Source organism: Gluconobacter sp. Dm-62, from assembly GCF_018256155.1.
Taxonomy (GTDB): Bacteria; Pseudomonadota; Alphaproteobacteria; order Acetobacterales; family Acetobacteraceae; genus Gluconobacter.
The window spans coordinates 36,072-60,622 of sequence record NZ_JAERLY010000005.1; the positions used below are offsets into that span (position 1 = coordinate 36,072).

Here is a 24,551-nt window from a genome sequence, read left to right on the forward strand (position 1 = left end):
CTCCACAACCGGGCGCATTTTTCTTCAAGAGAGGCCTAGCGAGATAGTGGTGTCCGGCATCCGTTCACCTACGTTATATGTTGAGAATGGACTGGTATTCCACATGAGCGAACACCGCACGCGTCCATTTTTTTTTATGCTATAGAATAGCAGCTCAGACCTAAGAAATTTCGAAATGAAACATATCGTTATGAAAAATAACTCCGCGCCACCATGTAGAAAATAAAATTCGATCTCACTTTTCTCCCTTCAGATTAGTTTTTAAGGCACCAAAGTATGCATCATGGCGCAGGACAAAACCTCTTCAACTGAAGGTTTCCTCTCTGAATATAAATGCTTCGAGGAAACATCGGCATTGCGACAGCGTTTTGGGTCATTATCCCAATGGCCCGAAGGCGTGTCTGCACATGAAATCCCGTCTCCTGAAAACCACGCTTTACGGTGCTGCTGCCTCGACCTGCGCCGTGCTGACGCTCAGCCGTCTTCGCACTGGATGGTATGGTCCTGGGGTCAACTGCACGGCTCACTGGCTTCATGGCAATGATGCAGCGGAGGTGACAGAGCTTGATGCACGCCATTCCGGCATCGGAGTTGCGACGAATGCCGCGGCTATCCTGTTCTGGGCATGGCTCTACTGCAAAGCTCTTGGAAAATGCCCGGGAAACCCCAGAGCTGTTTTCGTTACTCTCGCTTTAGGGCCTGTCGCCTGCCTGATCGATTACAAGGCAACTCCAAAGCGCTTCACTCCTGGATGGGAACTCGTCTTTTCAAGGAAAGACATGGTGCTGATCTATATCGCAATGGTGGTGAGCATGGCTTTGGGAGCCTTGCCCACCCAAACGCCCAGAGGTGGCGTTCAGGGAGCATCGTCATGATTGTGCGGCTTCATGATGGAATGGAAGCAGACGCCAAACGAACGCCGCTCGAAGGCGGTCTGCTGGGCTGGGCGGCTATCCTTATGCTCGGCGTTTGTCTCATCGCCCTGCGGGTTCTCCCCAAAGCCTGCACACCTTTCCTCAAGCGTTTCGTTCAGGTTTGGACAGCCGCACTATTCTGTTTCTTCGCAGGCGTTCATCGCGGTGCAAGCTTTTACAATCCCAGAGGCCCCCAACTCTCTGACCCCATAATTTTTCTTGCAATGCACTTTATGGGGTTAGGAATACTACTCTCACCGCCGCGGATTTCCGGACGTCTTTCTATGGCGGCAACGCTCGCAACACTGGCAGGAGACACCTATCTTGCCCAGCAGAACCGGCTTCCGCATTTTTTCGTACGACTACGTCCGTTACAGCTCTTAACAGCGTTCGTTCTCATCAGTTTTTTATCTCAAGACTCTGAAAATAAAGGAATAAATTAATGTCTGAAGATTTTTATAACGGCGCGTCCGTCACATGGAAAAGCCATGGTGGAGAAGCTCACGGACATGTCGTCAAAAAAATTACCGCCCCGATGAAGATCAAGGGAAATAACGTCGCGGCCTCAAAAGACAATCCCGAATTCGTCGTGCAAACAGACAGTGGAAAACGCGCTGTTCACAAACCCTCGGCGCTAAAAAAAGATTAGTTCTGACTGTTCCACTCTGCTCCACCCGCAACGAGTAAAAGTATAACAGTGCCGATGGCACATATCGCCAGAGGCGACAAAGACAATCCCAAAGAAGACAGCGCAGCAAATGCACAAATACCCGCGATATGCCATATCGACCAACAGGAGGTGACGATCCTGCCGTAAAGGCAGCTGCCAAACAGATAGAGCAATGGACCTAACGTCATCACCGCAAGCGCTGGTCGAGACAGCGACTCAAAAGGATTTTCCAGAAGAATATCCATCCCAACTGCGGTCACGATGATCCCGGCAATAAGAATGGCGTGGATATAATGGACATATGCCCCCATCCGCCCGGGATCTGAAGAACGGGTAATGGCGTGCTCAGCTTTTTTGATGGATGTCCCAAAGTACAGCCACCACATCGCAATCGTACACAGGAAGCTCACACAAAAGCTTAACAGAACCGGCGTATTCCAGTTTTCAGCGCGTGCCATGGACAGACCGGAAGCCATGATGGCCTCACCCAGCGCCACCATGACAAAAAGCTGACACCGCTCAACGAGATGGCTACCCGAAATCGTCCAGTCAGAGGTATGCGACCGCCCGAGAAACGGTAGCCAGAAACCAAACATAGGCGAAACATATTCGCACAGGACAGCCATGCACCAGAACATGAGGCGCATATCAGACGGATAGAGCGCTCCAATAATCCAGCAGGCTCCACTGATCAGGTTCCAGCCCAGAATACGCCTATAATTGGGAAGAAGATCATGTCCGGGTGGCAATCTCCACACTACAAAAGCTGATCTCCCGGCCTGCATGACAGCATAGCAGATTGCGAAATCAAGCCCTCTCACCCCAAATGCTTCCGGCGCTGCGGCACCGCACAACAATGCAAGCGCCATGGACCCAAACAGAACACAGCGTAACGAGGGTGAGCGTGGATCAAACCAGTTGGTGACCCATCCGGTATATTGCCAGCCCAGCCACGCAGCGAACCACAGAACAAGCGTCTGAAGAAAACCCGTTCCATTGAGGTGATGAAGCAATCCGTGGCTGATCTGGGTGACGAGAAAAACGTAAATCAGATCGAAGAACAGTTCTTCGGTCGTAACCTCGACATGACCGCCTTCTGATTTCCTGAGGAATGGGTAACCCGCACCATCTTGAAAAATCACTGCATTTTCTCGTTAAATTGGCTTCGCCCCAACTCATGGAACAGAGATGGTATTGTCTCACTTAGCGGGCACGTCGTCCTGATGAAATGATTCACTTACCGGAGTTGAACGTTTTTCACACCGGAACCACTCAGCTAGACCTGCAAGGAGGTTCTGCATGTTTTTCCGAGTTTTCTCGAAGTCGCTTCCAGGCTGAAGTGTCGCTGTATTCAGGTAAAGGGAACGGCAGATTTCCATCTGAATGGCATGGATATTCTGGTCCGGTCGTCCATAATACTGTGTAATGTATCCCCCCGAGTAAGGAATATTCCGCCGGACCGAATATCCTCCGCTCTCCAGTAGGCTCTCTACCCTCTCTGTGACTTCTGGCGCACAACTTTTGCCATGCACATCCCCTAGAACGATATCGGAGGGCCGTGTGTAGGGCAATTTCGGCATGGAATGGGCTTCCAGAAGAACCGCATATCCAAAACGCGCCCCCATCTCAGATAATAACGCAGCAAGAGCCTCATGGTAGGGAAGCCATGCAGTTGCAATCCGCTCTCTTATTTCCGAAAGGTTTAAAGAATGCCCGTAAATCTGACGACCCTGTGAGACGTAGCGCGGAATAACTCCAAAACCAGCCTTCACCTTGGCGGTCAGAAGTACTTCATCTTCCGGTGGTGCTGGATCAAACATTCCTGGATCCACCTCGCGCCAGTCTCGATTCACGTCACACCAGACACGGGGAAACTCCGCGCTCAGCAAGGTGGCGCCAAAGTCAGGCGCGTCTCCAAGCAACCGATCCATGAAGCGATCCTCACTCTGCTGCAGTTCATGAGAGGAAAGCACTGCGCTGCTAAGGAAATCCGAGGGATAATGACGCCCTGAGTGCGGGGACGAAACGAGGAGAGGAATGGCAGAATTCCGGGGCCGGTCCACTCTGAAAGACGTCAGTGGCAAAGAAGATCGCATATTTTTTTCATATTTCGCCCCACAGGGGGTTGCAAGGTTTTCCGGGTAAAGCTAGAAACCGCCTCACCGGACCGGGGGCGCATAGCTCAGCGGTAGAGCACTACCTTGACATGGTAGGGGTCACAGGTTCAATCCCTGTTGCGCCCACCACTCGGTCCGGCAGAAAACCAACGGTTTTCTGAGGCTTATGCATTGGACTGCCATCCTTTGCTGTTAAGTCTAATACGCTACTAGCACGCAAATTGAGATTTTACCATTGATCGGGCTGCCACCCGGTCAATGGTGCTTGCGACCTCGTCAATAGCCTGTTTGGCATTCGCGAGAAAGTCTGGACGTACGTGTACGTAACGACCCGTCGTCCTGAGATTCGGCATGGCGTGCCCCATTAGGGAAGCGACCTCAATTTCAGGGACACCACGGGTGATAAGCTCGGTCGCCATCGTATGGCGAACCGTGTAAGGTACAATCTCTTGCGAAAGGCATGCGGCTTCGCGCGCAGCTCGCCATGCGCCATTAATCTTAAGTATCGGTTTGCTCTTATATGTTATGAGATGACCAATCGGCACATCTTCAATCCATGACTTCAAAAAATTAGGGATTGGAATGCGCGGGCGTCTCTTCTTGGTTTGCATACGTCCTGTAGGATTGAGGTCTATGACACCATGACGCAAATCACACTGCTCACGCGTGAGCTGTAAGAGAGCCTCCGGACGAGACGCAGTTCCAATAAGAAGCGCGAGAAACATGCGGAGATGCGGTGGCATATCTACCTCCCAAAGACGAGCCATCTCTTCAATCGTCATTATTCGTTCGCGTCCACTACCTTCGGGAGGCAACACAATCGGAATTTGACGGTCAATTTCGCCATTCTTCCAAGCCCAATTCACCCCCGCAGCAGCGATACCCATGACACGTCGCGTGTAGCCAGCAGAATACCCTTTTCTGCGCAAACATGTCGCAATCCTACGCTGCTCAGCCACGGTATAGCTAGCAACAGACGCGCCTGGGTCCACATGGTCGAGCATAAGCTCCAATGCCCGTCTATTGGGGCCTGCACTTCGCGTTTTCTCACTATGATTTTTGAAATAACGCATAAAAACCGAAGCTAAACTCACCTCAGATGTTGGTTCATTCTTCCTCTTCGCGTTTCCTGTCACATATTCTGCAAGCTTTAGCTGCGCTTCTTGAAAAACATCTGTGCCAAGAGATGCTCGTTTTGTTTGTCTGGTTTTCGAATCATACCAGCAGGCACACCATGCCTTTGAGTTAGGGCGTTTTCCGAGAAAGAATTGCCCAATTCGGAAGACGGTATCAGCCTCGGGCATCTTTCATTCCTTGCAAGATAATCCGTTAGATGAACTTCAGAATAACGTACACGGGCGCGAATTTTTAGATAGCCGATCCGGCCTTCATGCCTCTCACGTCGCAGAGTAATGGTAGAGACGCCTAGACGAGATGCTGCCTCACTTTCTGTAAACAAAAGATAACTCGGCATCATTCGAGGTTTACTCGTAACACCGTCTCTAAAAGCTTTGCTTCTTTGCCCAGCTCTTTTTGAAGAACGCGCCTTGCTCGTTCGCGAAAAACTTGCAGCGACATAGAGAAGACTTCACCATAGCATTCCAAGAATGCCTCATGGATGGACTCATAAGACCATTCTTCTTCACGCAAGCGTCGTAATTCATTGGCGTGACGCACAAGAAGCGATCGGGAAGCACGCGCACCTTTCGGAATAGGTAGATCTGGATTTTTCTTAAGAACACACATCTCGTTTCTATTTCCTATAAGATGTAATCCGCATAACGAGATAATACGTTATAGTTAGTTTTTAATCGTGTAAAGTATATATTATTTATTTACTTAAAGAATACTTCCCTTCTTCCCTTCTTCCCTTCTTCCCTTCTTCCCTCATCGTCAGGAGATAATACGCTGCGATCCTGCCCGGGAGATGACTTAATCGTGCCTCCATTATGGATCTCGGGGGTCATGATTCTCCGGAAAGAGGTTTAGCAAAGGCTACTCGTCTTGTTTGCCAAAAGCAGGCTAACGCAAGCGGCTTTCTGTAGCAGCCATGGTTTCAGCTCCAGCGGCTGATCAGGGGGGTGAACGGAAGGTCCGTCTTTCAGCGCCCAGACGATGTTTCCTGCCGTTCATTCAATGCGTGTGGCGGCCGCTGTGCGCCCATTCCGGTCATTGAATGGTTCTCCCCGTCTGCTTGGAGGCGGACATTCGCTATGGTTCGCGAGGAGAGATAAGATTTATAATAAGGGACGCATGCCAGACTTTGTTAAGTTATCACAATCCGAGAAGAACAATGAATCCATCTACTGAGGCGCGAAAGCGGGATCTGGTTAAAAGTGCATTACAAAATTTTATTATAACGCCTGTACCTGACGCCATGCTTGTCAATGACCAAGCGCAGCAGTGGCTAAAAAAGTACGAAATTGCCTTTGCAATGGATTGGCTTCCTACCGGAGAAGCACGCGGCTTTAAGCAAAGCGGCGTCAACGCACTCATTGAATTAACATCGATTCTGAGGAAGGAAGAACCGACTTACCGACGCGGTACGAGACCCGAAAGACTCGCAGTTCACGTCGCACATTCGATTGTCGCTGTCTTTAAGAATTGCCTCGCCTCGATACCGACGCCAGATAACATCGTGGCTATTGAAAAGGAGGTAAGGCAGTCCTTTGCTGCCAAAGCCGTCACCTGTACGCATTGTATTCCATGCCGAATTATCCCTGAGCACGCATCCTCATTCTCTGTCGGACCGGTAGAATTTTACAGCCAGGAAGACCTGATCAAGCGCGAGAACATTTCCAAAGGTAATCCTCTCAAAGAAATGTCCTACGGACCGCTATTAGAATTCATGCAAAGTCAATCTGCCTATTGGGTTGCCGATGTAACTGTCGATGGCTTCGACGATGTATCTGGGTTGGAACGGGCCAATATTGCCATCGACCTTGCTCTCATTGCTGTCCAGATAGCGATCCCTCCCTATTATTCTCGCTGTATGGCTCGCCTTACGGATCGGACATTGCCAAGCACAATAGGCAGCGTCACGAAGGTTGGCGGCAACGCCCGTTTTGGTTCGCAACGGTGCGATCCGGGACTTGGCTTTTCTGCAGGCGCATTTGATCAATTTCTATCGAGATCGGCGCCTATACTGGTATCGATTGGGAACCGCGTCAGAGGCTTCATCACTGACAACGCTGTGTTGCCCAAGCTGGATCAGAGCTGGAGCGATGCCGCCTACTGGCTCCATGAAGGGCTTACGGAGCCTCTCGACACCGTGGCAGTTACAAAGCTGGAGACCGCAATAGAAGTGCTTCTTTCGGCCGCGAGTTCTAAAAATAGCGGCTCTCGTCTCGAAGATGCATTTTCATCTTTCTATGGCCTTTCGCCTGAATGCTCCTATCCGTCTGGAAGCAACCGGAAGGTGAAACACGTTGTGAAGGCGATCGTAGAAAGCCGGTCACGGATACTTCACGGCACCCTATCGACGCTCACAGCGGACTCCCTGGCTACTGACAATCACGGCGGGAGACGTATGCTTGAGTTTTTGTGTATGGACCTGCTTGCGGCTTTTTCATTGAAACTGGACGCTTACGCGTTAATCACAGCCCCAAAAGACGACATAAAGGATTTCCTGCAATTCGTCTCGGCGGAGCGAAAGCCCGCTACATGACCAGCGTCTGCTTTGCAGGCTTCGTGTTACAAACCCGTCATTCCGTTTACGGCCCCTTGCTCGCGAGAGGTTGTGGTGGTCATGTCCGCTATCGGGGCGGCTCATAGAGGCCACGAATGACCGGGGTGAGGCGGAAGCAGCCGTCAATTATGCAATCCTCGAACACTTACCTTCTTGAAAAATTCGCTTCCTTGCGAAAGGTAGCGATAGACAATTATCTTCTTTTCTACCGCTATCTGTTCCCGAATGGCAGAAGCGGCGGCATCCCGCCCTTTTCCTCTATCAGCCTGCTCAGATAGCTGACATTACCTTGCTGCATGTCTGCGGTAAGTTCACCAGGCAAAGGATGCTCATAACCGTTCAAACGGCGTGCCTGGCTGTACGTCCGGTTGATAGATCGTATCTCTTGGTCAAGCCCCTGAACGCTCTCTCCACCAAATCGCCGACGCACATAGGGCATCGTGCCTGGCACAAGTCCCTTTGCCGTGTAGGTTGCCTGGAGCTGCTCTTGGCACTGAAACTTGCGTGTTAGCGTCATGTGCCGGCATTGCTTCTGCTCATCGGCTTTTATGGCGGCCTGCGTCGCCCGCCATTCGGTGTCTATGATTTGTGCATGAGCCGTGTGGGGCTCGCCCACACCCACCCCGGCCATCACTGTAGCCAACAATAGAGCCTGTCTCATGTCAGTCACTCGATGCTTCAAAAGCCTGCACCTTTTGCAGATGCTTGAGGTTCTTTTCAGCAATGTCGTTCTCGATTTCCAGTTGTCGAATATGCTGTTGAAAAGCCATGTCCGCCATGGTCTGCTGTAACTGCAAGCTGGCGTCGTTCTGATGCAACGCAGTGGACTGCTCGGCCGCGATGAGCTGCGTGGACGCCCCCACATCATCATCTCCCAAGTCGGCCAGAGCCTCGTCCTGTCGCTGCATCACCTGGGTCGATGCCTGACGATACTCGTTCACTGACGCCAGAGATGCAGCCTCCCGCATGGACTGGTTGGTATCACGGGCCGCCCGATCATATCCGGCATCTGTCGGGCTGTCCGAGGCCAGGCCCATCAGGCTGGCCGCACCTGCCTGGGAGCTGGTGCTTCCCGGTAGATTGTAGGTTCTGGAAAGAACTTCTCTCGCTGCCTGAGAGAAATTCCCACCAAACCCGTTCAGTGAATAAAGATCACTCAGGTCATCCGTGACGCTCTCAAGGCGGGAAATATCAGAATCCAGTGATCCACCCCCCAATGAAGCGATATTAGCCAGACCTTTAGCATTCTGTATTTCTTGCGCCGCCTGCTCTATCTGCTCGTAATACTGCTCTCCCTGCATGTAGTACTGCTGACCTTGTTGCAGGTAGGACTTGGCAGCTTCGAGATAGCTCAGGTCGGTACTAACTTCGGTCTTTGGATCGGTCACTATGACCTGCGCTTTTGCATCAACGGATATGCTGCACAGCGCAAAAATCGTGACTGCCAAAGCACTTTTGAACATGTTTACGGTCATATTTTTTGCACTCCCGCGCATATCCTCAGTCATGTTCATGGCGCGTTTTCTGTGTTCAACCGGCATATTTAAGCGGCAATAAAATACTCACTTAAATACACTTTAACTTTGAGAAAACCGCGCACGAACCGTAACACAGAAATTAAAAAATAAGGTAGTGTCAAAATACAGATACATGCTTTCAACACCGAACATTAATGTATCGCGATACATTAATAATCCTATACTTGATTCGTGCAACACCCCGACGTGAGTGCGCGGCCAGGACGTGACAGGCGTTCAGAAACGTTCGTTTTCGTTCAAATACGTTCGATAACCGTCGATTTCGTTCGGATTCCGTCGATAACCGTCGGAAACGTTCGAATTTTATATATATTGTTGATTTATAATGGTATTTTTCAAGGAAACTCACCTATCGCGAGGTGAGTTGTATACTTCATATAAAATAAGCGGAATGCGAACGGCAAGCCGTTCGAATACTTCATAACTTGAACATCCTATAAAAAATTACTTGATGGGCGGAATCAGGGTGAGGCATCCTGCCCTGGCAGGACCTCCACGTCCTGCATGCGCGTTGATTGACATACGCGGGGCGGCTGGATGCCGACACCCGATCCTCACATAGAAAGCCGCAATGCGTGCCGGTCGCTGGCACACCGAAAGAACCGGCGTTCCGGTTCCTGATTCTGGTCGTCGAAATCGTATCCCTCGTGGTCGATCTTCGATGCCCGCCAAGCATCAGGACCGACCCTCGCCATCCTTCCGGTGCTGCGCCAACAGCACCCCACCAATCCGGCCCCATGAAAGGAGAGGGCCAGGCTGCAAACCACCACCTCAGCACGTCACTTCGTATTGCCGCCCCAGTCGGGGCACGCCTGCCGTCTAACCATCGGCAAGCAGGGTGCGGCCTAACCAGTCCCACCCGATCTGTTGCTGTAGCCGGATGCCTTTAATCGGGCTCGTCCGGTTGCAACGGGCGCTCGGGGGTGAAACTCCCCCGTTCGATCCAATCCGATCTTTGACATTTCAAGATGAAGATGGGCGACGCGGACACGGCCACCCCTGCCGGTTTCGGCAAGGGGTGAGCCTGTCAGATGGGAGAAACGGTATCCAGTCCGTTCTACGGGCGGCAAGGGATTGTCGAACGTGTGCCGCGCAGGTGGGCGACGGCATGGCGGGAAACCGTCATGGGCCTCAGAGGGGAAACCTGGATGAGGCGGTACCAGGGGGCGCAAGCCACCTGGATCGTTGGATAGCTCAAGCCTGTAACGGCGTTCAGTAGGACGCTGCGCGGAGAGAAAGTGCGAGTGCCGGGGCCTATAGTGTCCCGGTGGGTAAAATTGGAAACCATGATGTGAGTAAGGGAGGCGCTTTGGATGTTCGGCCCCCCCAAATTGGCCGTGCCCCGGCACGGTCGAAAGGCTCCGAGAGCCTAGCAATCATGGTGAGATGCTCGCGTACTGCTCGTTAAAATCCGTCTGAATAACGCGGGAAGGTCTAAGGGCTGCTCGGGGTGGTTCCTGAGCGACAGCCTATGACCGGGAGCGGGCTTAGTAGAGTGAAAATCCCCTTCGCGGTTTATCCGAAGCGTTGGGGAGAGGCAGGGATTTCGAGGGTGGTTCCTCGTCCTGTCAAAGTCTCGAAAGGTCCATGCGACAGAGAAGCAATACAGAGGGTGCCTGGCGGCGCCCGGTGACGATGTTCCTGGTCCTCGTGGGTGGTACCATGATCGACCGGGGGAAAAGGGAATGTTGGTCGCATTCCCCTTAAAACTGGCAGTTTTCCAACAATCAGCAATAAATGCACATGCAGCAATAAGGAGATAATCTTATGAGGATGTCGAGTTCTGTACGCCGGGTAACCGGCAAAACCTGCGGTAAAAGAGGACGCCCCTTTCCTGGGGCCTGGGCGTTGCACAGGTAGTCCTTCGGCTGTCCCGTTGGGAACGGCTGACCGGTCAACAGGTCCGAGGGAGAAGCATTAATTTGCTTCTCCCTCTCCAAGCTTGGCTTGCATAACTTCCAATTTTTCCTCCAAGCTATTTATGCCTCCTACACGGTTGCACGACGAGGTTCAGGGAGGCCTCCAACTCTCTGAACCTCACCATTTACACGATGATCGTAAGTGCTTTGTGGACAAGCGAGGAGAGGAGTTACAGCAGCATTCCATAGCCCTATGCTTCTTAAAGCATTGTAGATGAGAATATTTTTTAGAGTGAGATTTTCGTTTGAAATCTAAAAAAGCTCCGAGTAGTGAAATTGAACCTTCCCCGATGACCCCAGAAAAAATAAAACAAAATAAAATTAGTAATATTTATCCAAATATAGCGCGATTTTATCTTCGAATTAGTAACAACAAGCATGACCAAATAAGGCAGGATAAAATAATAGAGAATATTAGAATGTCAGGATATTATATTGCTGCTATATACAGGGAAAAGCCATCTGGCCCATCCCCCGATCGACCTGAATTGGGAAGAATGATCTCTGATCTCCAAGCAGGAGAACTAGTAGTCGCAGAAAAAATGAACCGTCTTAGTCACCTTCCATTGGGAGAAGCAGATAGGCTGGTTCAGGCTATCCGGCAGTATCGAGTTCGGCTTGTCATTCCCGGATTGGTAGATCTATCTGAAGTTCCATCCGAAACTGATGCCGTGATATATGGTGACTTAGAAGTCAAACAAGAGATGCTTCTACGACTTGCCCTACAAACCGCGCGGGAAAACTACGAAGAAATGAGGGCGCGTCAAAAACAGGGTATTGAGCAGGCGAAAGCCTCGGGGCGCTATCGCGGACGAAAACCAAACTATGAAGTGCACGAGCGCATTATCACTTTGCGCGAAGCAGGAAACAGCATCTTGGAAACAGCGCGTTTGATAGACTGCAGTCCGAGCCATGTGAAAAAGATATGGCTTGAGTATGCCAGCGCAGCGTCTTTAGAAACGGCATAAGATCAAGCATTATCGAACCTTATGATTATCACTGTTCATAAAACGGTGGTTTTCTGGACTGTCTGGGCGGCTTGGCTTTTTCATCGCACGTGAGTAAGCGTTGCGTTAAGATGGCCGTCAAGTTTTCTATGTCCCGGTAATATAAATGAAACAACGCATAGGGTACGCCCGTGTCTCAACGGACGACCAGCACCTAGACCTGCAACGCGACGCGCTCGTGCAGGGCGGATGCGACGTGATCTACGAGGAAGCGGCCAGCGGTAAGAACACGACAAGGCCGGAGTTGGAGCAGTGCCGTAAAGCACTGCGGGCTGGGGATACACTCGTCGTGTGGCGGCTCGATCGCCTTGGGCGTAGTTTGCCCGACCTGGTGCAGATCGTGACCGACCTAGAGCAGCACGGCATCGGCTTTGAGAGCCTGACAGAGAAGATCGAGACGGGCAGCGCAGCGGGCAAGCTGATTTTCCATGTGTTCGCGGCACTGGCCGAATTCGAACGTGGCTTGATCCGCGAGCGGACACATGCCGGCTTGGCTGCCGCCCGTGCCCGAGGTCGGGCCGGTGGCCGCAAGCCGAAGCTAGATGACCAGCAGGTAAAAGAGATCAAAGCCTTGCTGCGCGATCCCGATATTCAGGTGGCAGACGTGGCCCGCCGCTATGGCGTGTCGCGCACCACCCTTTACAAACACGTCGGCGTCATCCCGCCACGTCAATGAGGACATAGGATGCTCGTAAAGTTAGATGCCGCAGGTGGCACACGCAGCAAGGACTCGCATAGAGCTGTTGCCGTACCTGCATGCCCAGTCATGGAGGCGACTGAGGCGCTGGCGGCAGATGGGGGGCACGAGGCTCGGGGAGCCATTTTCACTCGCTCTGAGGTGGTGGACTTCATTCTCGATCTGGCCGGCTACACGGAGGATCAACCACTTCACGAAAAGCGGCTTTTGGAACCGTCATTCGGTGGCGGCGATTTCCTGTTGCCGATCATCGAGCGACTGTTGAGTGCGTGGCGAGCGGCTAGGCCGAACGGCTCTGCGGTCGAAGATTTGGCCGATGCAATCCGAGCTGTGGAGCTGCACCACGACACCTTTCGAGGTACACAATCCGCCGTTGTCGCTTTGCTCAAGAGGCAGGGGGTCAGGGCCAATGCGGCGACCACCTTGGCGGGATGTTGGCTGTCGCAAGGCGACTTCCTACTGGCTCCACTGGAGGGGCAATTCGATTTTGTGGTGGGCAACCCGCCCTATGTTCGTCAAGAGCTGATTCCGGCGCCACTGCTCGCCGAGTACCGCCATCGTTACCTGACGATGTATGACCGCGCCGATATCTATATTCCCTTCATTGAGCGGTCGCTGTCGGTCTTGACGAATGGAGGCAGTCTGAGTTTCATCTGCGCCGATCGTTGGATGAAAAATCGCTATGGTGGTCCGCTGCGAAGTCTCGTGGCCGAGCGCTTCCATCTGAAAATTTATGTGGATATGGTGGACACACCGGCGTTTCATTCTGATGTGATCGCCTACCCAGCCATCACCATCATTAGCCGTGAAACGCCGGGGGCAACGCGCATTGCTCATCGTCCAACCATTGACCGGGCAACACTGAACACACTGGCAGGCTTGTTACATGCGCCGACACTGCCGAAGGTTGCTGGGCCGGTGCGGGAACTAGCACGCGTGACCAATGGCTCGGAGCCGTGGTTGCTAGAGTCAGCCGACCAGATGACCCTTATTCGTCGCCTGGAAGGTGCTTTTCCTCTGCTGGAAGAGGCAGGGTGCAAGGTTGGAATCGGTGTCGCAACTGGCGCGGATAAAGCGTTTATCGGGGACTTTGAGACTCTTGATGTCGAGCTAGACCGCAAGCTGCCGCTGGTGACAACGAAAGACATCATGACCGGTGAAGTGCAGTGGCGTGGTCAGGGTGTCATCAACCCTTTTGCCGATTCAGGCGGGTTAGTCAGTCTTGATAAGTACCCGCGCCTGCGTCGTTATCTTGAGGCCCGTCGAGAGGCGATTGCGGGGCGTCACTGTGCGCAGAAAGCTCCTGCTAACTGGTATCGCACGATTGACCGCATTACCCCTGCGCTAGCCGCGCGGCCGAAGCTCCTGATCCCGGATATCAAGGGAGAGGCTCACATCGTTTTTGAAAGTGGCGAGCTGTACCCTCATCACAACCTCTATTACGTCTCGTCAGACGAGTGGGATTTACGAGCCTTGCAGGCAGTGCTGCTGTCCGCCGTCACGCGTCTGTTTGTGGCGACTTATTCAACGAAGATGCGGGGAGGTTTTTTGCGCTTCCAAGCGCAATATCTGCGCCGCATTCGCATTCCGCACTGGCTGGAAGTACCCGAACTACTGCGCCGTGAGTTGGCTGAGGCAGCCATTAAGCGAGACGTGCAAGCCTGCAACCAGGCTGCGTTCAAGCTCTACGGCCTGAATCACGAAGAACGATCTGCCCTTGGAGGCAACGGAGAATAGATGGCACTTGATCTTGTCAATCACGAACAGAAAGCCCGTGATGCTGTAAAGGCATTTTGGGGGAACCGCGAAGCTGCGCGACAGAAGCAGGTTGAGTCCGGAAAGGCCGACCAGGGTGAACGCGCTGGCGTCACTGGTGGCAAGAACATGGATGGATTCTTGGCTTTGGTACTCGATATCATCAAGGCCAACGGGCTGGCGCATGCAGAGATCCACCAAAACAAAGCGATGCTGACCTTGCCAGGCTACTTCCGCCCGACAAAGCTATGGGATTTACTGGTGATCTACAAAGGTGAGTTGATCGCGGCCATTGAGCTGAAGAGTCAGGTCGGCCCATCGTTCGGAAATAATTTCAACAATCGAACCGAGGAAGCCATCGGGACGGCGCATGACCTCTGGACAGCCTTCCGGGAGGAGGCATTCGGTAAGCGGCCGCGCCCATTCGTCGGATGGTTGATGATGGTCGAAGATGCTCCAGAATCACGCAGGCCCGTGCGCGACTCGTCGCCGCATTTTCCAGTATTCGAGGAATTTAAAGGAGCGTCGTACCTTAAGCGGTATGACTTGTTATGTCAGCGTCTGGTGCAAGAGCAGCTTTACACCACTGCTGCCCTCATCGCTGCGGAACGCAGCGCGGTGGACACGGGCGATTTCACTGAGCTGTCGCCGATGACCAGTCTTAGAACATTCGTTGCCGCGTTGGCCGGACACATTGCGGCTGAGGCGGCGCGGTTGGGCTAATAGTCCTTGAAATCAAGGGAAGAGCATGAGCGGACAGCACACCTACGCGAAATTCTGGCGCTGCGCGCTCCAGGTTAATCCTGTTGGCTACAACGGTACCTATCGCGGAGCCGATCACGGATTGGATGAGGCTGGGTACAACCAAGAACTTCTCCAGAAATGCCTTGGCCTAGGCATCACGGTAGTTGGCTTAGCCGACCACGGTAGCGTGGCCAGCGTGGATGCGTTGCGGGCGGTGCTTCAACCTCACGGGATCGTAGTGTTCCCTGGCTTTGAGATCGCCTCGAACGACAAGACTCATTATGTCTGCCTGTTTTCGGAGGAGACGACGGGACAGCAACTCGAACGCTATCTAGGTAGTCTTGATTTACTTGATCCGGCGAATGGTGTCCGCCCGTCTCGATTAAGTTCTGAGCAGCTGGTTGAGAAAGTCGATCAGCTCGGTGGCTTCATCTACGCCGCGCATTGTACCTTAGATAATGGCCTCCTGAAGAACAGGCTCAACCACGTATGGAAGCTCTCCAAGTTGCGCGCCGCCCAGATTCCTGGGCCGATAGATGACTTGGCGAATGTGGAGGGCGGCTTCTATCGGAAGGTGTTGCTGAATAAGGACGGTGCCTACCGACGCGAGCGCCCCGTGGCTGTCATCAATGCCAAGGATGTTGCGAAGCCGGAGGACTTAGAAAAGCCGGGGGCTACTTGTCTCATTAAAATGACTCGGCCCAACTTTGCGGCATTCAAAGTGGCTTTCCTTGATCCAGGATCGCGCATCCGCTTGAATTCACAGCAGGCCGAAAGTCCGATTGGCAAGGTACTCCGCATGACCGTCACGGGTGGCTACCTGGATGGTGTTCGCGTGGACTTCTCCGATCACCTAAACACTGTCATTGGCGGTCGAGGGACAGGTAAGTCAACCTTGCTCGAATGCTTGCGCTATGCCTTGGACTTGCCGCCCAAGGGCAAGCAAGCTTTGAAGCTTCATCAAGAGATCATCAAGGAAAATCTTGGCCGGTCGGCGGGTCGGTTGGAGTTGGCGGTGGTATCGTCAGCTCAGAACGGTAAGCAGTACATAGTCTCAAGGCGTTATGGTGAGCCCCCGATTGTTCGTGACCTGGACGACAACGTCTCCAGCCTTCTCCCGAGAGACTTGCTGCCGGGCATCGACATTTATGGGCAGAACGAGATTTATGAGCTAGCCCAAGACGAAACCAGCCGGGTACAGTTGCTGGATCGCTTCCTTCCACAGGACAGGGACTATGAGGCGAAGAGCGCTGACGTTCACCAACACTTGACCGATAGTCAGCGTACGCTCGCGAAGTCCTTGTCCGACCTCGATGACGTGAAGGCGCAAGTGGATCGTCTGCCGAAGCTGGAAGAGCAGCTACGCGGGTTTGAAAAGTTGGGCATCAAGGAGCGGCTGGCCAAGACTTCGTTGCTCGCCAGAGAACGGGAGATTGCCAAGAGTGCCACGGAGAGCGCGCAGTCTCTGCGGGATACCCTTGCAGTCTTTCGTGACAACTTACCCGATCTCACTTTCATCAGCGATGAAGCCCTCGAAGGTCTGCCAGACACTGCCGAGTTGGTTGCCATGCGCACGACACTGGACAGGATCAGCCAAGGATTCACCGACCACCTGACTGCGATGACGGCTTTGTTGGACGAGGCGTCAGGTCAGTTCACCGCACAGCATCAGTCTTGGCAGCAGGCCATTCAAGGGCACGATGCGGAGCTGGAAAAGGCGCTTCGGACGCTACCTGCGGCGGCTGGCAAGAGTGGCCAAGAGGTCGGTGCAGCCTATCAGCGGCTCATGGGCGATATTGAGCGCATCAAGCCAATGAGGGCAAAGCTATCAATGCATGACCGGCAAGGCAACGCCTTGAAACAGGATCGACGCAATCTCTTGGCCGAGCTGTCCGACCTCAGGGGGCAACGCATTCAGGCATTGCAGAAAGCGGCGAAGCGCCTGAACAGACGGCTTGAAGGCAAACTCAAGGTCGAGATCGTACCGGAGGCCGACCGTTCTCCGCTGCTGAACTTCCTGCTTGGGTGCAAGCTGGAAGGTATTGGGGAAAAGCGGTTGGCATGGATTGCAGAAGCCGAAACGATCAGCCCGTTGTCGTTGGCGCAGTCGATCAAGAATGGTTCGACCGATGTTCAACTAAACTGGAGTGTCACCCAGATGGTGGCGGAGGCGCTGACCAAGCTCCAGCCATCGCAGCTCATGGAGTTGGAGGCGCTGGAGTTGGAACATCGGGTAGACATATTTCTGAACGTCGCTCACGGTCAAGCTGCCCCCGTGTTCCGCTCGCTAAACAAGCTATCGACTGGACAGCAGTGCACGGCCATATTGCACATGCTCCTGTTGGAGAACGCCGATCCTTTGCTAATGGATCAGCCAGAGGACAACCTAGACAACGCCTTCATCGCAGAGAGGATCGTTACCGAGCTGAGGGATGCCAAGACTAGTCGGCAGTTCCTGTTTGCAACGCATAACGCGAACATCCCGGTTTTTGGTGACGCTGAGTGGATTGGCGTCTTTACTGCAGCAGAGAACCAGGGTTGCCTTGGGCTAGATGCGCAAGGGTCGATCGACGTCCCAGTGATTCGTGATCAAGTTGCCCGCATTCTGGAGGGAGGGCGTGATGCCTTCATCCAACGCAAGGAAAAGTATGAGTTCTAAGATGCTGCGTCAGGGGACTACATGAGGGATAGAGATGAACATGTGCGAGCTAGAGGGAACAGCATTCCATGGTTTCTGTGAAATGAGCAGTAGCTCATTTGCGAGAACAGCGTGGTTTTTCGCCGTTAAATTTTGTTTGGCGTGCAAATGACACAATCAGCTTGGACCCGTGACGGTCGGCCGGTGGATGCGGCCGCCATCCCCAGCGCTGAGTGGGAGTCGTTGAAACAGGTCGCGCAGCTCGGCGACTTCATGATGCCTTGCTGCAAGGCACCAGCAGTGCTTAAGACCAGCATCAACGGCTTGCCGTTCTTCGCTCATTTGTCGGACGAGTGCGGCACTGCGCCTGAAACGAAATGGCATAAGGCCGGCAAGGCGGCCGTGCTAGCCGCCTTGACCAGCATGGGCATCCAAGGTTGTGATGAGGTGCCGGGCCGATCGCCGAGAGGCGATAAGTGGGAAGCCGATGTTCTCTTCTCAGTTTCTGGTCGTACCATCGTGATCGAGCTGCAACGCTCCTATCAGCATCTGCGGGACTTCACGCGCCGACAGGAGCGGTACACCGCTTCGGCCGTCGAATGCTATTGGTTGGTCCGCCCGCAAACCTTTATAACCCTGGGGAAAGCCACGTCGCGCCTGATGTTGAAACGCGACTTCGGCAACGTGTTCCCACCCGGCGGTATCGGTACTGGCATGTTGCCTGAGCTACCGGTGGCGATGCTGGACACGGAGGGTGAGCAGTTGGTCCAGTTCGGCGAATTCAAGACGGCAAAGGTGCCGATATGGCTGGCCGGCATCCTCGACGGCGCTTATCAATATCGTCGTGGCTCCTGGAACCTTGGCTGATAAGGCGTGGTATTTTCCATGGTATTTGATTGTGCTACCTTTAAATATCTGTGTATTTAATGGATGCTTATTGGCTTTTGATAATTGAGTAGTAATGATGAATTCTACTTGGAATTTCCAATCAATCTCCTGCAATACTTAGAACTATCTATATACTCGTTCAGGGAACGACGTCGGAGCCATGAATCGAACGCGCCTTGCTCAATGGTACCAGACACAAGCGCTACCATGACTTCGACGGCATCTGGGACGCTGACCTGCACACGAGTTCCATGCAGTCGAAGGAAAAGGATGCAGCAGCTCCAAGTTGTCCGATTGTTGGCGTCACTGAAGGGACGATTACGCGCAGTGCCCTAAGCGTAGGTAGCCGCCATAATCGCGGCATCCGGTCGAGGCGCCTCATCATAGTACCATCGGTTTTCGGCGCGAGCTAACTCGCTCTGCATCAAGTTTTCGCTTTTGAGACCATGTGTCCCACCATATTCCTTCAGAGCCTGATCGTGCATGAACAGCACCGCATCACGCTTCAGAAACTCAAGCAGATCCGGCATCAGCGCTTGGCCAGCTCCTGAAGAACATCAGCCTGCTCACGCAGTGTCTCACGCGCCATCTCCATCTGGCGCCCAAGCTTAAGATTGCGCTTCACGAGCTTGATGCCATCGGCCATTTCGACCAGCATGAGTTCCTGCCCGACTTCCAAACCAAGACGGATACGTGTTTCCGCCGGAAGGGTAACACCCAAAGAATTACCCTGTTTGCGAACGACGACCGTTTCTATGGACTTAGCTCCGAATTACGTATCGTAATACGTCACAGAGCCACATCAGAGGTAACAAGCCCTAAAAGCCCTTAGCAGTCCTGCGCAAACAGAATTGCCGGTCAGGTGGTTTCCCAACTGTTGATGATTTCCACCCACTCGCTGGGTGAAAACTGACTTGGACCGTGCGGTTCCGGATATCGACGCCCTGAAAGCAGTCGCTTCTCTTGAATATGTATATCTATAGACGCCTTCTGCGCCATCCTGTCACTTAGAACCCGCACACCACGGAAAATGGCTCGGGCCATATGTTGTCCAGCCGCGCGAACCTGATCAGCGGCCTTGATAAGCAGCTTGTAGGTATTGCTAGTTCTCACCCATCGCCCCTCAACCCGCTTGCGCCGATAAGTTCGCTCGACCAGTCCGAGTTCATAGCCTCTTTCAAGCGCCCGGATGACCGTTCGCACGGAATACCGGCAAGCCCGAGCGATTGCATCGTGGCTTGGATAGAGCCCATCCGCCCCCAGGAAGGTAGCGAGCGTCATGAGCACTGACTTTTCGGACGGCTTTAGTTTGTGTTCATAAAAGAGGCTCATAACCTGCTTGCGGAAAGCTGCCTTAACGGAAGCATAGCGACTCATCGCTCCGCACTCCCGTTTGAAACCAGAACGCTGTGAAAAAAACTTTCCTGAAAGGTCCGGAGATTCGTGACAACAGAATCAGTTTCTAGTACGCTACTCGCACGCATTGCACGATTTTTCCTTGATCGTGCGTGCCGTTTTTGAACGTGTTTGACTCTGTAAGTCTCTGATTTCGTTGGGGTCAGCCGGTTTTGACATGGTAGGGGTCACAGGTTCAATCCCTGTTGCGCCCACCACTCGGTCCGGCGATAACTCCTTAAAAATATAGAGTTTTTAGAGATCCTTTCAGTCCATTGGGCTGATTAGCATGGATTGCTTATAGCCGTTTTATACCGCATAAAGCCGGATATGACCGAGCAAATCCGTGCACTATTCTCGGCATCTGCGCGCTCATGCGAATCGGGGATGGCGAGTTCAGTCCCTGATGCCCAGGCATGCCAATATCTCGGCCCGGTAAGCCTCTGGCATCACCTTGGCGTAGCGCGTAACCGTCGTGATGTTACCCCACCCGCCGTCAGCCTTGAGTCGCATCAGATCCTTGTGCAGGCAATATTGCATGCTTGCCCAAGTGTGACGGGCATCATGCGGGATGACGTCCTAGCGGAATGCTAGCAGCATCGTGGACGCCGTCCGCCTTGTCCGGCGCCGTCCATACACCTGTGTGAATGATGACGTTTAAGCCTCCCTTTACCAGCTATTGCTGATGCTCAGCGTTCTATACTGAAAGACCCATTACAACACCGTGGGCAGCGCAAGAGCTGTAAACGAAAAACGCATTAGTCTGTCTTGGACCGTCATTGCAGCTTGACGCAACACTCTTCTTGGCGCGCGCGGTTTGTTGTCGCTATGGCCATGCTGCTCTTTGGCGTCTTTTCCAATTTTGGAGAACTGAAAATAGATTGGATGTTTGTAGTCCAGATGGTCCTGCAGTATCTGCCTCTGCAGTAAGGATGCGATATCGTCTTGATCCCGAATTTCTTGCTCACGGCCGCCTCTCCGACGCAGTCCAACGGAGGAGTACTAACACCCAAGCGCGCCACGACGTCATAACCCTGAACATCCCAACCAATGCCAGCTATGTCGTTGAGGGGGCCAAGTTAGGCTTGGTCTTGGCCTCGCCCCATCCCAAGGCGGCTAAGCAGCTAAAACCTAGCCGACTGGCCGCTCATCGGGCGTTGGTTCCGTATCGTGATTCCCGGTCTGGCAGCAAACATGCTGCCAGACCGGTTTTGTCCATGGCGCCCCCTCGGGGCGCCTTTTCTTATGGGAGGCCGTTGTGGCTATTCTGAATTCTCTGACGTCTCTACAGACGCTCTTATCCGCCTTGGCGGGTAAGCATGGGAATGATGCCGTCGCACAGGATCTGGCGCTCATAGGCACGGCCTTATCGGTGCCAGGCCGGACACTGGTTCCGCATATAGCCCCCTACCCGAACCTGGTGGCAATCGAAGCCGGTCTCGTCAAAGCCTTCAACGGCATTACCGACATTGTGACCGCCATAGAGAGCAAGCTGATGGCCGAACTCAACATGGACGCTGATCCTTTTTCGACCCAGACGGAGCTTCTCGCCAATGCGTAACTGCTTCCCTGCTTCTGGCATGGATACCCCGCTGTTCATCTCCATTGCGACTTTTAACACGCTCGTAACCAAAGTGAGGGTAGCATGACGACGGTTCACAATCTGACCCCCTCCCCGCTGCGAACAATCGTTCTGCAGGGAAGCAATGGGACAGTCTCTCAGGTCATCTTCGCCCCAAAATCTTCTGCTGACTGTCTGGACTATACACTGGACTTCTCCGCACTTCTGGTCGGCACAGACGATACTCTGGCCGCGATCAAGTCGGCAACAGTCATCACGGGCCCGGGTGGAGACTATGCCCTTGCGATCATGTGGAGTGCCGTAGCAGGCACACAGCTGGTCATGTTTCTCGCCAGCGGTCAGCCGGATACGACCCAGAAAGTCCTTTTGGAAGTCATAACTGCACAGGGTCGTGTCTACTCCGTGATGACTGCCCTTCAGGTCACGAACCTGACAGCCGCGACCGCCCCGCCATCGGACTTTCCAGCTGATACGCTGACAAACGGTAAAGTCATGATCGCTGGCACTGCGGTGCTGCCGGCTGGCTACTCGGATAACGGGCAAGTGGTCATGGCGACAGAGGATGAGGCCCCAGTCGGCACGCCGGCGTTCGAGAGTGTCGCAGCGGAATCCTACTCCGGCGACGGATCAGGCCTGAATGTCACGTCCTCTGATAAGACCCAGACACTGGCGGAGTGGATGTCGAGCTCGGGCACAGCAGGGCCAGAAGGTCCCACTGGTCCCGTTGGCCCTGCCGGTCCTTTAGGTCCGCAAGGAGAACCCGGTCCGGCAGGAAAAGATGGTGCTACCGGACCTCAGGGGCCAGCCGGAGAAACAGGCGCGAAAGGTGACACTGGCACGACGGGAGCAACTGGCCCGCAAGGGTTACCGGGAGATACTGGCCCAGTGGGGCCTGCAGGGCCAGCTGGCTCAGACGCTGACGTGACGGCTGACAGCATTAAGGCCGCGCTCGATTTCACGCCTGCAGATGCCGCTGACACTCTTTCGCTCGCGAACGGCGGTATTGTTAAAGGCGGCGTAACACTGCAAGGCGGTGGGGCAACCATTACCTTCAAAGATGACGTTGGAAGTTATGTCTTCGGGCAGTGGTCCTACAACAAACTGACATTCATGGGCGGATCAAACGCGTGCTTCGTCTGGCCTGGCGCTATAGGGACGGCTTCCTACGCGTTTGCAGACCTACCTTCCCCGGATGTGAGGGTCATGGCTTTTGTGACAGACAAATCCATCAACGGCGGCGCGCAAGGCGTCATGGCCGTGTGGAACCCGGACACAAAAGTCTGGACCGGAATGGGTGGGGAGACGCTGACATAAGGGCGCTGGCATTCTGCGGGCTTCTTGCCCTCTGGTCGGATTGGCCGCAGCTGTTACGATCTGTCAGGCCCTTGCCAGTTTTCGGAATATTGACAGATATCAGCCGAAGGATGGACCGGATGCCAGAGCCCGGACAGTAGTTTAGTCATGCCAAGGCGCCATATAGGAAAAATGATACTGTCAGGCAGAATCTGGATCGGCATCCGGAGCCATTGATCTCAAACATCCGAGGTGGACCCGTCCGTTCGGACAGTTTTGTGGGCTTGATAAGCTATACCCGGTTGTCGTTATGCCGCCATTCTGACGGCGCTGCTGTTGGCCATCTGGTCCGGGGTTAACCCCGGACCAGATGGCGTCGGCACGTCATGATACGCCTCATCGGGCGTGCGTCCAGCCAGTGCCGAGTGCGGATGCTGCTCGTTATAATGGGCGATCCATCCGGCAAGCCCGGCCCGTAGCTCCGATCCGGTCTCGAATGCGTGCAGATAGACACATTCGTATTTCAACGACCGCCACAGACGTTCGATGAACACGTTGTCCAGCCAACGACCGCGCCCATCCATGCTGATGCGAACCTGGCGTCGCTCCAGGACCTCGGTGAACCGGGGCGTCGTGAATTGTGAACCCTGGTCCGTGTTGAAAATCTCCGGGGTGCCGTAGCGCACCAGCGCATCCCGGAGTGCCTCGACGCAGAATTCCGCATCCATCGTGTTCGACAGACGCCAGGACAGCACCTTGCGCGTGTGCCAATCCATGACCGCCACCAGATAGAGAAAGCCCTTCCGCATCGGGATATAAGTGATGTCGGAACACCATACCTGGTTGGGCCGGTCGATGACCGGATTCCGTAGCAGATACGGATATTTCCGATGCTCCGGATGGGGCACGGTCGTGCGCGGCTTCTGATAGATCGCCCGCAAGCCCATTCGCGCCATGAGCCGGCGAGCCCGCTTGCGGCCGACATCGTGGCCGAGACGACGAAGATGCCGGGTCATCTGGCGGGATCCGTAATACGGTGTCTCCAGGAACTGCGCGTCGATCAGCCGCATCAGTTCGAGATTCACCTCGCTCTCTGGCACAGGCCGGTAGTAGACGCCCGATCGGTTGAGTTGCAGCAACGTGCATTGCCGCACGACCGAAAGCCGAGGCCGTTTCAGGTCGATCATTTGCCGCCTCTGATCACGCCCAACCGAACAGAGGCATCGCGCAAAAAATCACGTTCCACCGGTAATTGGCCGATCTTCGCATGCAGCTTCTCCACGTCGGCCGGGCTGGCTGTCGCTTCCGGTGCTGCCTTGCCAGAAAAGAGGCTCGCCATGCCCTCGATCGCCTGGCGCTTCCATTGGGCGATCATCGTCTGATGCACGCCGTGCTTCGACGCCAGTTCCGCCAGCGTCTGCTCACCCCGGATCGCCTCTAGCGCGACCCGCGGACTTGAACTCACCCGAATACCGTTTCCGCGTAACCTTGCCCATAAACCCGCCCTGTCTCAGGTCGGATTATAGCTTATCGCCCTGTCCGAAAAACGGGGACCACCTCAGGTTGCATGACCTCATTTCCAGCCAAGGCGGGCGCGGGCATCTTCATGGTGTCGCTTTATCTTCAATTATTCTGAGGACGCATACGACCCGTTTTCCCCTGACCTGCGTCAGACAACCGCTGACTTTTCGCATTTTCAATTTTCA

Annotated in this window: 21 protein-coding genes, 1 tRNA gene and 2 pseudogenes; 13 read left to right on the forward strand and 11 right to left on the reverse strand. The window is 53.8% G+C overall.

From position 1 onward, the window contains the following. Positions 1–407: 407 nt before the first annotated feature. The 3 genes from JK202_RS07415 to JK202_RS07425 are packed head-to-tail and all read left to right on the forward strand — an operon-like array spanning position 408 to position 1,563. Positions 408–875 carry a hypothetical protein gene (locus JK202_RS07415; protein WP_211559752.1) on the forward strand — a complete coding sequence of 156 codons (468 nt, stop codon included), beginning with the start codon at positions 408–410 and terminating at the stop codon, positions 873–875. Continuing rightward, positions 872–1,357 (forward strand): hypothetical protein, encoded by a 486-nt coding sequence (locus JK202_RS07420; protein WP_211559754.1) that lies wholly within the window; start codon positions 872–874, stop codon positions 1,355–1,357. The genes JK202_RS07415 and JK202_RS07420 overlap by 4 nt, the downstream gene beginning before the upstream one ends. After that, positions 1,357–1,563, forward strand: coding sequence for a DUF2945 domain-containing protein (locus tag JK202_RS07425; RefSeq protein WP_211559756.1), 207 nt, complete (start codon positions 1,357–1,359; stop codon positions 1,561–1,563). Before JK202_RS07420 ends, JK202_RS07425 begins: the two co-directional genes overlap by 1 nt. Here JK202_RS07425 and JK202_RS07430 read toward each other — a convergent pair. Beyond that, positions 1,560–2,726 (reverse strand): low temperature requirement protein A, encoded by a 1,167-nt coding sequence (locus tag JK202_RS07430; RefSeq protein ID WP_211559757.1) that lies wholly within the window; start codon positions 2,724–2,726, stop codon positions 1,560–1,562. The genes JK202_RS07425 and JK202_RS07430 overlap by 4 nt on opposite strands. Before the next feature lie 57 nt (positions 2,727–2,783). Further along, the gene (locus JK202_RS07435; RefSeq protein WP_211559759.1) at positions 2,784–3,680 is read right to left on the reverse strand and encodes an N-formylglutamate amidohydrolase; all 897 of its coding nucleotides are present in this window, start codon (positions 3,678–3,680) and stop codon (positions 2,784–2,786) included. A gap of 75 nt (positions 3,681–3,755) precedes the next feature. Between JK202_RS07435 and JK202_RS07440 the strand changes: the two genes are divergently transcribed. Beyond that, positions 3,756–3,830, forward strand: a tRNA-Val gene (locus tag JK202_RS07440). An 80-nt stretch (positions 3,831–3,910) separates the two neighbouring features. Here the strand turns inward: JK202_RS07440 and JK202_RS07445 are convergent. The 3 genes and pseudogenes from JK202_RS07445 to JK202_RS07450 all read right to left on the reverse strand — a co-directional run bounded on the left by JK202_RS07445 (position 3,911) and on the right by JK202_RS07450 (position 5,447). After that, on the reverse strand, positions 3,911–5,005 hold the full coding sequence (locus JK202_RS07445) for a site-specific integrase (protein ID WP_211559761.1): 1,095 nt from the start codon (positions 5,003–5,005) through the stop codon (positions 3,911–3,913). Positions 5,006–5,022: 17 nt separating this feature from the next. Beyond that, positions 5,023–5,178, reverse strand: a pseudogene (locus tag JK202_RS16560) (helix-turn-helix domain-containing protein); the annotation flags it as partial. After that, complete coding sequence (locus JK202_RS07450; RefSeq protein ID WP_143412422.1) at positions 5,175–5,447, reverse strand: hypothetical protein; 273 nt, start codon at positions 5,445–5,447, stop codon at positions 5,175–5,177. The gene JK202_RS07450 and the pseudogene JK202_RS16560, both read right to left, overlap by 4 nt. Before the next feature lie 547 nt (positions 5,448–5,994). Here JK202_RS07450 and JK202_RS07455 point away from each other — a divergent pair. Beyond that, complete coding sequence (locus JK202_RS07455) at positions 5,995–7,368, forward strand: hypothetical protein (RefSeq protein ID WP_211559763.1); 1,374 nt, start codon at positions 5,995–5,997, stop codon at positions 7,366–7,368. A gap of 232 nt (positions 7,369–7,600) precedes the next feature. Here JK202_RS07455 and JK202_RS07460 read toward each other — a convergent pair whose 3' ends face one another. Both JK202_RS07460 and JK202_RS07465 read right to left on the reverse strand, forming a co-directional pair. Then, entirely contained in the window at positions 7,601–8,050 is a 450-nt protein-coding gene (locus JK202_RS07460; RefSeq protein WP_211559765.1) for a hypothetical protein, read from the reverse strand. A gap of 1 nt (position 8,051) precedes the next feature. Beyond that, on the reverse strand, positions 8,052–8,903 hold the full coding sequence (locus tag JK202_RS07465) for a hypothetical protein (protein ID WP_249199787.1): 852 nt from the start codon (positions 8,901–8,903) through the stop codon (positions 8,052–8,054). Positions 8,904–11,136: 2,233 nt separating this feature from the next. Between JK202_RS07465 and JK202_RS07470 the strand changes: the two genes are divergently transcribed. The 6 genes from JK202_RS07470 (at position 11,137) to JK202_RS07495 (ending at position 18,554) form a co-directional block, all read left to right on the forward strand. After that, the gene (locus JK202_RS07470) at positions 11,137–11,814 is read left to right on the forward strand and encodes a recombinase family protein (protein WP_211559767.1); all 678 of its coding nucleotides are present in this window, start codon (positions 11,137–11,139) and stop codon (positions 11,812–11,814) included. 145 nt (positions 11,815–11,959) lie between these two features. Next, on the forward strand, positions 11,960–12,529 hold the full coding sequence (locus tag JK202_RS07475) for a recombinase family protein (RefSeq protein ID WP_211559769.1): 570 nt from the start codon (positions 11,960–11,962) through the stop codon (positions 12,527–12,529). Between the two features lie 90 nt (positions 12,530–12,619). Next, positions 12,620–14,287, forward strand: coding sequence for an Eco57I restriction-modification methylase domain-containing protein (locus JK202_RS07480; protein WP_249199788.1), 1,668 nt, complete (start codon positions 12,620–12,622; stop codon positions 14,285–14,287). Next, entirely contained in the window at positions 14,288–15,028 is a 741-nt protein-coding gene (locus tag JK202_RS07485; RefSeq protein ID WP_211559771.1) for a PaeR7I family type II restriction endonuclease, read from the forward strand. It abuts the gene before it with no gap. Positions 15,029–15,053: 25 nt separating this feature from the next. Then, a complete protein-coding gene (locus JK202_RS07490) occupies positions 15,054–17,708 on the forward strand; it encodes a TrlF family AAA-like ATPase (protein ID WP_211559772.1) in 2,655 nt (884 codons plus the stop codon). Between the two features lie 222 nt (positions 17,709–17,930). Continuing rightward, positions 17,931–18,554 carry a competence protein CoiA family protein gene (locus JK202_RS07495; protein ID WP_211559774.1) on the forward strand — a complete coding sequence of 208 codons (624 nt, stop codon included), beginning with the start codon at positions 17,931–17,933 and terminating at the stop codon, positions 18,552–18,554. 353 nt (positions 18,555–18,907) lie between these two features. On the opposite strand, the gene JK202_RS16495 is transcribed toward JK202_RS07495, so the two are convergent. The 3 genes from JK202_RS16495 to JK202_RS07510 form a co-directional block, all read right to left on the reverse strand. Beyond that, a complete protein-coding gene (locus JK202_RS16495) occupies positions 18,908–19,105 on the reverse strand; it encodes a hypothetical protein (RefSeq protein WP_349291840.1) in 198 nt (65 codons plus the stop codon). Continuing rightward, positions 19,105–19,332, reverse strand: coding sequence for an AbrB/MazE/SpoVT family DNA-binding domain-containing protein (locus tag JK202_RS07505; protein ID WP_034880294.1), 228 nt, complete (start codon positions 19,330–19,332; stop codon positions 19,105–19,107). The genes JK202_RS16495 and JK202_RS07505 overlap by 1 nt, the downstream gene beginning before the upstream one ends. A gap of 101 nt (positions 19,333–19,433) precedes the next feature. Beyond that, complete coding sequence (locus JK202_RS07510) at positions 19,434–19,952, reverse strand: helix-turn-helix domain-containing protein (protein WP_211559777.1); 519 nt, start codon at positions 19,950–19,952, stop codon at positions 19,434–19,436. Positions 19,953–21,228: 1,276 nt separating this feature from the next. On the opposite strand from JK202_RS07510, the gene JK202_RS07515 reads away from it, so the two are divergent. Together JK202_RS07515 and JK202_RS16400 are read left to right on the forward strand one after the other, a co-directional pair. Further along, positions 21,229–21,531 carry a hypothetical protein gene (locus JK202_RS07515; protein WP_211559779.1) on the forward strand — a complete coding sequence of 101 codons (303 nt, stop codon included), beginning with the start codon at positions 21,229–21,231 and terminating at the stop codon, positions 21,529–21,531. Positions 21,532–21,615: 84 nt separating this feature from the next. After that, positions 21,616–22,866: a hypothetical protein gene (locus JK202_RS16400; RefSeq protein ID WP_283091787.1), complete on the forward strand. Its 1,251-nt coding sequence runs from the start codon at positions 21,616–21,618 to the stop codon at positions 22,864–22,866. A 287-nt stretch (positions 22,867–23,153) separates the two neighbouring features. Here JK202_RS16400 and JK202_RS07525 read toward each other — a convergent pair. Continuing rightward, positions 23,154–24,341: pseudogene (locus tag JK202_RS07525) on the reverse strand (IS3 family transposase). Between the last annotated feature and the right edge of the window lie 210 nt (positions 24,342–24,551).

Excerpts from the sequence above, each read along its gene's own strand:
- JK202_RS07465 (WP_249199787.1), bottom strand. The coding sequence starts at position 8,903 with ATGAACATGACTGAGGATATGCGCGGGAGTGCAAAAAATATGACCGTA.
- JK202_RS07455 (WP_211559763.1), top strand. The coding sequence starts at position 5,995 with ATGAATCCATCTACTGAGGCGCGAAAGCGGGATCTGGTTAAAAGTGCA.
- JK202_RS07445 (WP_211559761.1), bottom strand. The coding sequence starts at position 5,005 with ATGCCCGAGGCTGATACCGTCTTCCGAATTGGGCAATTCTTTCTCGGA.
- JK202_RS07420 (WP_211559754.1), top strand. The coding sequence starts at position 872 with ATGATTGTGCGGCTTCATGATGGAATGGAAGCAGACGCCAAACGAACG.
- JK202_RS07485 (WP_211559771.1), top strand. The coding sequence starts at position 14,288 with ATGGCACTTGATCTTGTCAATCACGAACAGAAAGCCCGTGATGCTGTA.
- JK202_RS07480 (WP_249199788.1), top strand. The coding sequence starts at position 12,620 with ATGGAGGCGACTGAGGCGCTGGCGGCAGATGGGGGGCACGAGGCTCGG.
- JK202_RS16495 (WP_349291840.1), bottom strand. The coding sequence starts at position 19,105 with ATGCCGGATCTGCTTGAGTTTCTGAAGCGTGATGCGGTGCTGTTCATG.
- JK202_RS07475 (WP_211559769.1), top strand. The coding sequence starts at position 11,960 with ATGAAACAACGCATAGGGTACGCCCGTGTCTCAACGGACGACCAGCAC.
- JK202_RS07460 (WP_211559765.1), bottom strand. The coding sequence starts at position 8,050 with ATGAGACAGGCTCTATTGTTGGCTACAGTGATGGCCGGGGTGGGTGTG.
- JK202_RS07425 (WP_211559756.1), top strand. The coding sequence starts at position 1,357 with ATGTCTGAAGATTTTTATAACGGCGCGTCCGTCACATGGAAAAGCCAT.
- JK202_RS07470 (WP_211559767.1), top strand. The coding sequence starts at position 11,137 with ATGACCCCAGAAAAAATAAAACAAAATAAAATTAGTAATATTTATCCA.
- JK202_RS07490 (WP_211559772.1), top strand. The coding sequence starts at position 15,054 with ATGAGCGGACAGCACACCTACGCGAAATTCTGGCGCTGCGCGCTCCAG.
- JK202_RS07435 (WP_211559759.1), bottom strand. The coding sequence starts at position 3,680 with ATGCGATCTTCTTTGCCACTGACGTCTTTCAGAGTGGACCGGCCCCGG.
- JK202_RS07415 (WP_211559752.1), top strand. The coding sequence starts at position 408 with ATGAAATCCCGTCTCCTGAAAACCACGCTTTACGGTGCTGCTGCCTCG.
- JK202_RS16400 (WP_283091787.1), top strand. The coding sequence starts at position 21,616 with ATGACGACGGTTCACAATCTGACCCCCTCCCCGCTGCGAACAATCGTT.
- JK202_RS07450 (WP_143412422.1), bottom strand. The coding sequence starts at position 5,447 with ATGTGTGTTCTTAAGAAAAATCCAGATCTACCTATTCCGAAAGGTGCG.
- JK202_RS07510 (WP_211559777.1), bottom strand. The coding sequence starts at position 19,952 with ATGAGTCGCTATGCTTCCGTTAAGGCAGCTTTCCGCAAGCAGGTTATG.